General features: G+C 39.8%; 8 protein-coding genes and 5 tRNA genes. All 13 read left to right on the forward strand.

Annotated elements, in window-relative coordinates; genetic code table 11:
- Nucleotides 1-60 precede the first annotated feature (60 nt).
- The 13 genes from EKM78_RS07610 to EKM78_RS07670 all read left to right on the forward strand — a co-directional run bounded on the left by EKM78_RS07610 (nucleotide 61) and on the right by EKM78_RS07670 (nucleotide 9284).
- Nucleotides 61-456 (forward strand): FtsB family cell division protein, encoded by a 396-nt coding sequence (locus EKM78_RS07610; protein ID WP_125770984.1) that lies wholly within the window; start codon nucleotides 61-63, stop codon nucleotides 454-456.
- 22 nt (nucleotides 457-478) lie between these two features.
- Complete coding sequence (locus tag EKM78_RS07615; RefSeq protein ID WP_125770986.1) at nucleotides 479-874, forward strand: S1 domain-containing RNA-binding protein; 396 nt, start codon at nucleotides 479-481, stop codon at nucleotides 872-874.
- 61 nt (nucleotides 875-935) lie between these two features.
- Entirely contained in the window at nucleotides 936-2249 is a 1314-nt protein-coding gene (gene tilS, locus EKM78_RS07620; RefSeq protein WP_245994986.1) for a tRNA lysidine(34) synthetase TilS, read from the forward strand.
- Nucleotides 2246-2791 carry a hypoxanthine phosphoribosyltransferase gene (hpt, locus tag EKM78_RS07625; RefSeq protein WP_125770988.1) on the forward strand — a complete coding sequence of 182 codons (546 nt, stop codon included), beginning with the start codon at nucleotides 2246-2248 and terminating at the stop codon, nucleotides 2789-2791. Before tilS ends, hpt begins: the two co-directional genes overlap by 4 nt.
- A gap of 79 nt (nucleotides 2792-2870) precedes the next feature.
- The gene (ftsH, locus tag EKM78_RS07630; protein ID WP_125770990.1) at nucleotides 2871-5060 is read left to right on the forward strand and encodes an ATP-dependent zinc metalloprotease FtsH; all 2190 of its coding nucleotides are present in this window, start codon (nucleotides 2871-2873) and stop codon (nucleotides 5058-5060) included.
- 47 nt (nucleotides 5061-5107) lie between these two features.
- Complete coding sequence (hslO, locus tag EKM78_RS07635) at nucleotides 5108-5992, forward strand: Hsp33 family molecular chaperone HslO (RefSeq protein WP_125770992.1); 885 nt, start codon at nucleotides 5108-5110, stop codon at nucleotides 5990-5992.
- Between the two features lie 68 nt (nucleotides 5993-6060).
- Complete coding sequence (dusB, locus tag EKM78_RS07640; protein WP_125770994.1) at nucleotides 6061-7065, forward strand: tRNA dihydrouridine synthase DusB; 1005 nt, start codon at nucleotides 6061-6063, stop codon at nucleotides 7063-7065.
- Nucleotides 7066-7121: 56 nt separating this feature from the next.
- Nucleotides 7122-8618 (forward strand): lysine--tRNA ligase, encoded by a 1497-nt coding sequence (gene lysS / locus EKM78_RS07645; protein WP_125770998.1) that lies wholly within the window; start codon nucleotides 7122-7124, stop codon nucleotides 8616-8618.
- 195 nt (nucleotides 8619-8813) lie between these two features.
- Nucleotides 8814-8886, forward strand: a tRNA-Val gene (locus EKM78_RS07650).
- 40 nt (nucleotides 8887-8926) lie between these two features.
- A tRNA-Leu gene (locus tag EKM78_RS07655) sits at nucleotides 8927-9009 on the forward strand.
- 37 nt (nucleotides 9010-9046) lie between these two features.
- Nucleotides 9047-9119, forward strand: a tRNA-Thr gene (locus tag EKM78_RS07660).
- A 4-nt stretch (nucleotides 9120-9123) separates the two neighbouring features.
- Nucleotides 9124-9195 (forward strand) — tRNA-Gly (locus EKM78_RS07665).
- Between the two features lie 15 nt (nucleotides 9196-9210).
- Nucleotides 9211-9284: transfer RNA gene (locus EKM78_RS07670), tRNA-Pro, on the forward strand.
- Nucleotides 9285-9629: the final 345 nt, after the last annotated feature.

The raw sequence follows: 9629 nt of genomic DNA on the forward strand, positions 1-9629 counted from the left end.
CAAAATGCCCCTTAAAATTGATATACTCAATATAATGATTTTAACGGGGGATATAGTGGCATGGAGTTAAGAAATTCAGCGAATTCAAAGATCTCGTTGCTTAGTGATAAGCGGGATTCTGTTTCTAGTGCGGAAAATGTTCAGTCAAATTATGAGACTAAAGTTCATCAACGGCGCCTGATTTTCATCGGTGCATTGTTTGCTATTGTTATTTTGGTCTTCGGGACCCAAATATTATTATCGCAACGGGCTTATTCTCAAACGAATCAGCAAGTTGAGTTAAATCAAGAGAAGTTGAAGAAACAACAATCGACTCAAAAGGATTTAAAAGTTCAACTGAATCAATTGCAAGACACGACATACTTAGAAAAGTACATTCGTGATAAATATATGTACACCAAGCCAGGGGAACAAGTATATAATCTACCTGTAAATGACACTGGTGTTCAAAAATAGGGAAAGGGAATTTTTAATTTAGATGACAGTTGAAGTAGGATCCAAAACAGAAGGTAAAGTTACCGGAATCACTAATTTTGGAGCGTTTGTAGATCTTGGAGATAACCAAAGCGGGATGGTTCACATCAGTGAGATCGCCGATAGTTATGTCAAAGATATAAACGATGTATTAAAGGTTGGCGATACAGTTAAAGTATTAGTCCTAAATGACAAGAATGGTAAAATTGCTTTATCGATCAAACAAGCTACTGCAAAGCCTAGACCTAGTCATCATCACGATAGAAAGCCAAAGCCACATCACGTTGAAAGTTTCGATGATATGATGTCTGGCTTTATGAAAGAAAGTGAAGAACGTCTAAGTACGCTACGTAAGAATACCGAAGGTAAGCGTGGTGGACGTGGCGGTCGTCGCGGTTAATTAATACAAATCAAGGGGGTTGAGACGTTGTCTCAACCTTTTTTATTAGGAGCAATAAATATTGATAAGTAAAGTTAAACGGATCCTTGAACATTATCATGCTAAAAGAGTCCTCGTTGCTGTTTCCGGCGGGGTCGATTCAATGGTTTTGTGTTATTTAGTTCAACAGATCATTCCATCATCTGATATTGGCGTCGTTACAATCGATCATGGATTACGTCAGGAAAGTGTCACTGAAACTAAGTTTGTTGAAGCGTATTGCCACAAACAGGGCTTAAAGTTTTTTACGACTAAATGGCATCATCCTGAAGGTGACGTGGGTATGGAGGCAGCTGCCCGCAAGTTTCGTTATGATTTTTTTGATGAAACGATGCAACAAGCTGGCTTTGATACTTTGTTGACAGCGCATCATGCTAACGACCTCTCCGAAAATATTTTGATGAAGCTGATTCGTTCAGGAAATGTTTATGAAGTCACGAGTTTAAAACGCCAAAGAGATTTTAGTGTCGGTCAGTTACTGCGACCATTGTTGGATTTTTCCAAGGCAGAATTGATCGAATTTGCCCGAAACCATGGAATTAAGTATTTTGAGGATGCGACCAACTTTGAAGACATTACGATGCGTAATCGTCTGCGAAATGATATTTTCCCTCAACTGCAAAAAGAAAATGGACAATTGTTGAATCATTTTGGTTTATTCGATCGTCAATTAACCGCATTGATCGAACTGGCTCAGAATAAATTTAATTCGATCGAATCGAAAATGAAATTGACGAATGATCAAAACGATTTGCGCGGTGAATTAGTCCCGGTTTTGGAATTGAATCGAAAACAGCAGACATTGTTTTGGGGTAGCTTATTTACCAGAAGGATCCCTGAGCTTTCGATCAGCAATAAGCAGATCAAGCAAATAATTGATATTAGTCAAGGAAATAAGCCAAATGGATCATTAAACTTGGAAAATGGCTGGAAATTCTTACGAAGTTATAATGATTTTGAAATATGTAAACAACAAACCGCCGAAAAGCTGAATCTTTTGGTAAAATTAAATCACCAATATCAAATTGGTTCGAAGATTTTTACCCTCAGTGAATCTAGTCCTACTGATGCGACTTTTTCCGTTGCAACGATGCCAAGGCAAATTGTTTTGAGAACGCGACAAGATGGTGATAGATTAGCTATTAGTCCTCTGCAGCACCAAAAGTTAAGCAAACGCTTGATTAATCAAAAGATCCCTGCTGCAAGAAGAGATGATTTACCGATATTATTGTTTGACGATCAAATAGTTTGGGTTGAAAAAATATATAATATAGGCGACTATTTACCCAAGGGTAACAAATTTTTCAAAATTAATTTTAATGAGGTAAAGAAATGAATTCCGATATAGAACGAGTTTTAGTTTCAGAAGAGGAAATTGCTGAAGCTAACAAGCGTTTAGGTGCTCAATTAACGAAAGACTACGCCGGCAAGAATCCCTTGTTCGTCTGTATCTTACGTGGGGCAGCCATGTTTATGATGGACTTGATCAAGCATGTGGATATTCCAATGGAATATGACTTTATGGATGTTTCTAGTTATGGCGGTGAAAATACCGTTTCTACTGGTGATGTGAGGATCATCAAGGATCTAGATACTTCACTGCTTAACAGAGACGTTGTCATTGTTGAAGATATTATTGATACTGGCTATACTCTGGATCGTTTAGTTGACTTATTTAAGACTCGCAATGCCAAGTCTATCAAGATCGTATCATTTTTAGACAAACCATCACGCCGGATCAAACATGTCAAAGTTGACTACAATGGCGTGAAGATCCCGGATGAGTTTGTTGTAGGCTATGGAATGGATTATGATGAGCGTTATCGTAACTTGCCATATGTTGGTGTTTTAAAACAAGAGATTTATGCAACAAAATAGTGAAATTAGCAGTAAAATATTATTGTCTTAATATCCACTATGTTACAATATGTAACGTCTAAGTCTTAGGAGTAAACATATGAAAAATAATCGAAATAGGCTAATAAATAATAGCCTGTTTTACATCTTGCTATTTGTAGTATTGGTTCTTGCAGCAAGTTGGTTTGCCGGTGGGCAATCGACCGACTCATCAAAGACTTTGAGCCAAGACCAATTTATTACACAACTTAAAAAGGGCAAGGTAAAGAGTTTTAAAATTGAGCCAATTGGAGGAGCTTATCAAGTAACAGGTACTTACAAGAAAGCTCAAACTTCAAATACTTCCCAATCAGTCTCATTGTTTGGCCGTAGTAATTCATCAAGCTCAAAGGTAACTCAATTTACCTCTGTTGTACTACCTAACAATGATACTTTGAAACGGATCAACAATGCTGCCACAGCTGAGAATGTCAAGACTACTGCCGCGGCTAAGTCACAGTCTAGCCAATGGGTATACTTGATTATTTCCTTTGTTGTTCCACTACTACTGATCGGATTTGTCTTCTTCGCTTTAATGGGTCGAGGAGGACAAAGCGGCGGTGCCAACCGAGTTATGAGCTTTGGTAAATCCAAAGTTAAGCCTGAAGATCCTAAGAAGAACAAGGTCAGATTCTCAGACGTTGCTGGTGCCGAGGAAGAGAAGCAAGAACTTGTTGAAGTTGTTGACTTCCTTCAAGATCCACGAAAGTATGTTTCACTTGGTGCTAGAATACCATCTGGTGTCCTACTAGAAGGACCTCCTGGTACTGGTAAGACTTTACTTGCTAAAGCCGTTGCTGGTGAAGCTAAAGTTCCGTTTTATTCCATCTCTGGTTCTGACTTCGTTGAAATGTTCGTCGGTGTCGGTGCATCTCGTGTTCGTGATTTATTCGATAATGCTAAGAAAGATGCTCCATCAATTATCTTTATTGATGAAATCGATGCTGTTGGTCGTCAACGTGGCGCTGGAACAGGTGGCGGAAACGACGAACGTGAACAAACATTGAACCAATTGCTTATTGAAATGGACGGATTTACTGGTAATGAAGGAGTCATCGTTATGGCTGCTACTAACCGTTCTGATGTTCTAGATCCTGCTTTACTTCGTCCAGGTCGTTTTGACCGGAAGATCTTAGTTGGTAGACCTGACGTTAAGGGCCGTGAGGCGATCCTTAAAGTCCATGCCAAGAATAAGACCTTCACCGATGACGTTGATTTGAAAGTTATTGCTCAACAAACACCTGGATTCGTAGGTGCTGATCTTGAGAACTTACTTAACGAAGCTGCCTTAGTTGCTGCTAGACGTCACAAGACGAAGATCGATTCATCAGATATTGATGAAGCTGAAGACCGTGTTATTGCCGGTCCTGCTAAGAAGAACCGTGTTATTTCTGATAAAGAACGTCACATGGTCGCTTACCACGAAGCTGGACACGCATTGATCGGTTTAGTATTAAATGATTCTCGAGTAGTTAGAAAAGTTACGATCGTTCCTCGTGGACGTGCTGGTGGTTATGCCATCATGCTTCCTCGTGATGATCAAAACTTAGTAACTAAGAAAGAATTGACTGAACAGATTACTGGTTTACTTGGTGGTAGAACCGCTGAAGAAATCATCTTTGGTTCACAATCATCCGGGGCTTCAAATGACTTTGAACAAGCAACTAATATTGCTCGTACAATGGTTACTGAGTACGGTATGACTGATCGACTAGGAACAGTTCAACTTGAAAAAGATGGACAACCAGTTGGATCCGGTGGTTACCGTGCTGAACCTAATTACTCACAAGATACTGCTAAGGCAATTGACCAAGAAGTTAAACGGATCGTTGATGAATCTCATGAACAAGCTCGTGAGATCATTGAGAGTCACCGTGAACAACACAAATTGATTGCTGAAGCACTTCTCAAGTACGAAACACTTGATGAAAAAGAAATCCTCAGCTTGTACAACTCTGGTAAGATGCCAGAAAACGACAAGAAAGAAGAATTCCCAAGTGAAAGTGCTGCTACTTTTGAAGAAGCTAAACGTGCTGCTGAAGCTAAAGATGCTGCAAAGCAAAAGACCGAAGGCAGATCAAATGATGAAGATGATCATCATGATGATGACTCAAATTCAAGTTCGAATTCAGCTGATTCAGAAGAGACAACATCTACAAATGACAAGCCATCTGAAGATTCAAAAGAAAATGATGATCCTAATAAGATTGAATTTCCTTCTGAAAAAGATGACAATAATAAGAACGATTAACGAAAAGCGACTCGCAAGAGTCGCTTTTTCTTACGAAGGAGTTAAATATGGCAGATAAATTAATTAAAGCTGTTTCAACAAATGGAAAATTTAGAGTTTACGTTATCGATGCCACGCAAACAGTGGGTGAGGCTCAAAAGCGGCATGACACTTGGAATAATTCTACAGCGGCTTTGGGACGTACAATGATCGGGTCAATTTTGATCGCAACATCTGCTTTAAAAGAAGATGAGATCATGACCACTCGTATCATCGGTGACGGACCTGCTGGTGCGATCGTAGTCGATGCTGATGCAAAAGGAAATACTAAAGGATACATTCAAAATCCTCATGTTAGTTTACCTTTGAACGACAAACATCACATCGATGTTCGTGGAGCAGTGGGAACTTCAGGTTCTCTGAGCATTACCAAAGATCTTCACCTAAAAGAGCCATTCACTGGACAAACGCCAATTGTTTCCGGTGAAATTGGTGAGGACTTTGCTTATTATTTAGCTAAATCTGAACAGATCCCTTCAGCTGTGGGAGTATCAGTCTTTGTTCAGCCAAATGAGACCGTTGGAAAAGCTGGTGGCTTTTTGATCCAGACAATGCCCGGAGCTGACGATAAAGATATTACCCAAATCGAAAACAATCTTAAAATCATTCCTAATATCTCAGAATTAATGAATGAAGGTTTATCAGTCGAAGAGATCATGGATAAATTAATGAACGGTATTGAAGTGAAAGTACTCGAACAAATGAGTGTTCAGTTCAAATGCGATTGTTCAAAAGAAAAATTTTCTAAATCATTAGCGACTTTGCAAGACAAAGAATTACAAGCGATGATCGACGAAAATAATGGTGCAGAAGCAGTTTGCAAGTTTTGTAATAATAAATACCAATTTAGTGCCGATGAATTAGCTCAAATTATTACTGAAAAAAATAGTTGAAATTTGCCATTACAACGCAATTTTTGATATCATGACAAGTTGTAATTGAAAAATTCGAGGTACTCGTAATGGAATGGAAAATAGGTAACGTTACGATTCCCAATCAAATCGTCGTTGCGCCCATGGCAGGGATCACCAATAAATCGTTCAGGTTAACTGCGAGAGAATTTGGTGCTGGCATGGTCGTCTGTGAGATGGTCAGTGATAAAGGAATCCAATTTCGTAATAAAAAGACTCTTGGGATGCTTTCGGTGGATCCTAATGAGCACCCAGTAAGTATTCAGCTTTTTGGTGGAGATCAAGAGAATTTGGTCAAAGCTGCCCAGTTTGTGTCTGAGAATACAGACTGTGACATCATTGATATCAACATGGGTTGTCCCGTGAAGAAAGTTACTAAAGAAGATGCTGGTTCTCGCTGGCTTCTAGATCCGGATAAGATTTATCAAGTCGTTAAAGCAATTAGTTCATCGATCGATAAACCATTGACGGTCAAGATGCGAACTGGTTGGGATAGTGATCATATTTTTGCCGTTGAAAATGCATTGGCTGCTGAAGCTGGTGGCGCAAGTGCCATTGCCATGCATGGACGGACAAAAGCTCAATTTTACCAAGGTCAAGCTGATTGGGATATTCTCCATCAAGTTGCTAATAAGCTAACAATTCCTTTTATGGGAAATGGCGACATCAAAACGCCTCAAGATGCTAAATACATGATCGAGGAAGTTGGAGCTGACGCTGCCATGGTCGGTCGAGCTGTCTTAGGAAACCTGTGGAAATTAAATGCGATGGAGCATTACATTGAGACGGGTGAGCTATTACCAGAGCCACAACCTCGAGAAAAAATAAATACAGCTAAAATTCAACTCGAACGTCTGGTAGACTTAAAGGGTGAGAAAGTCGGAGTTCCAGAATTCCGAACACAAGCTGCTTACTATCTCAAAGGTATTCCTCATGCAGTGCGGACACGTGCACAAGTCATGGAAGCTGATACCATGAAAGAAGTATTTGATATTCTGGATAAATTCGTTGATAACTACGAGAAGCGCGAAAACAAAGCAAGCAAAGCTTCTTAAGAAAAGGGGAAAATAATTTGAGTAACAAGAAGAAGCTAACAGGCGAACAAAGACAAATGAATGACCAATTACGAGTTCGTCGTGAAAAACTCCAAGAACTTTATGATGAAGGCGTAGACCCATTTGGTTCACGCTTTGAAAGAACAGCTTTAGCACAAGAAATCCATGATAAATATGGTGATGAAGACAAGGAAACTCTTGAAGAACAAGATCTTCCAGTTGTCATTGCAGGTCGTATGGTTTCAAAGCGTGGTAAAGGTAAGGTTGGTTTTGCTGACATCCGCGATCGTTCTGGAAAGATCCAGATCTATATTCGTAAGGATGAAGTTGGCGAAGAGAACTATCATATCTTCAAACGTTCTGACCTTGGTGACCACTTAGGTATCCACGGCGAGATCATGAAGACAGATATGGGTGAATTGACCATCAAGGTCAATCACGTCACAATGCTAGCTAAATCGTTACGTCCATTGCCAGATAAGTTCCATGGACTAACTAATGTTGAACAAATCTATCGTCAAAGATATTTGGATCTAATTGCTAACCAAGATAGCTTTGACAGATTCCAAAAACGGACTAAGATCATTGCTGCTGTTCGTGAATATCTTGATGGAGAAGGCTTTATGTCTGTTGAAACGCCAGTATTGAATACTCAAGCTGGTGGTGCTAGTGCTCGTCCATTTATTACTCATCACAACGCCTTAGATATGACGATGTATTTAAGAATTGCTCTTGAATTACCTCTTAAGCGTCTGATCGTTGGTGGCTTTGAAAGAGTTTATGAAATTGGTCGTGCCTTCCGGAATGAAGGCCTGGATACGCAACACAACCCAGAATATACTAGTTTGGAAACATATGCGGCATACTGGGATATGACTGATGTTATGAAAGAAGTTGAAGGTATTTTCCGCCATGCAGCTGACAAAGCCTTGGGAACTCAACAATTCACTTACCAAGGTGAAGAAGTTGACTTATCAAAGCCTTTCAAACGTATCAAGATGGTTGATGCTATCAAAGAACAAACTGGCGTTGATTTTAGCCAAAAGATGTCTTTAGAAGACGCTAGAAAGATTGCTGATGAAAAAGGTGTAAAATACGAAGAATTCTGGGGTGTAGGTCACATTATTTCTGAATTCTTCGACCAATTTGTGGAAGATACTTTGAAAGAACCAACATTCGTTTACGAATATCCATTAGAAGTTTCGCCACTGGCTAAGAAATCGAAAGATAATCCTGATTTTACTGACAGATTCGAATGCTACATTTTAGGTCATGAATTCGGTAATGCCTTTACTGAGTTAAACGATCCGATCGATCAAAAACAAAGATTTGAAGCTCAAGCAGAGGAACGTGAACAAGGAAACGATGAAGCTGAACATATTGATGACGACTTCGTTGAAGCACTTGAATACGGTATGCCACCAACAGGTGGTTTAGGTATCGGAATCGATCGTCTAGTTATGCTCTTAACTGACGCACCATCGATCCGTGACGTTATCTTATTCCCAACTATGCGTCCTGAAGATAATTCAGAGAACAATGAAGATGAATAATTGATCTGATAAAAGTCCACAACATGTGGGCTTTTTTGTTATCCTAATTCAGTTCGAATAGAGTCTTTGAACAACTTGAATTGCCGGTGATACAGAAGGATTTTTAGCTTTAAAAAAAATTGCAGAAAAACACAGAATTTTTGTTGACAATAATTATATCCAAACGGTATACTAATATAGTTATTTCAAAGACATGGAGGATTAGCTCAGCTGGGAGAGCATCTGCCTTACAAGCAGGAGGTCACAGGTTCGATCCCTGTATCCTCCATTAAGCAATTTAGCTTAATGGTTTACAGTTTTATAGTTTTGCGGGTGTGGCGGAATTGGCAGACGCGCTAGATTTAGGTTCTAGTGTCCTTTGGACATGAAGGTTCAAGTCCTTTCACCCGTATTGGTTTTTAATTTAATTGTTATTATTTTTAAATGTCGCCGACTTAGCTCAGTTGGCAGAGCATCTGTCTTGTAAACAGGGGGTCGGAGGTTCGAATCCTCTAGTCGGCATTTTGCGGAAGTAGTTCAGTGGTAGAACATCACCTTGCCATGGTGGGGGTCGCGGGTTCGAATCCCGTCTTCCGCTTTTTTAATACTTAATCGGGAAATAGCTCAGTTTGGTAGAGCATCACGTTCGGGACGTGGGGGTCGCAAGTTCAAATCTTGTTTTCCCGATTCTATTTTGGTAATTAGCAATCGTTTTTTTATAACGGTTGCTTTTTTTTATTCCCTATTAAAGATGTAAGAGAGCTATGGCAGACAGAAGCGTTTTATTTTGATGGATTAGTGTTAGTTTGTTTGGTTAGTAGGGTGTTGAGGTAGTATTTTGGGTGTACGTTCAATGCCGACTCCGGGGCCCGGGGATACGTTAAAGGAACGTAAGTGCTAACGCACTTGCGCAACCGGTTATGGTGGTGGCTACGCCACCGAACAACTAAGGTCGGGAACGTGGTGGGCACATTTTGAACCAATCGAGCAAAGTACGCTCGCTTGTTTCAAAACTGCACCTTTCACTAAGCT

Origin of the sequence: Companilactobacillus furfuricola (assembly GCF_003946325.1) — a bacterium.
Lineage (GTDB): Bacteria > Bacillota > Bacilli > Lactobacillales > Lactobacillaceae > Companilactobacillus > Companilactobacillus furfuricola.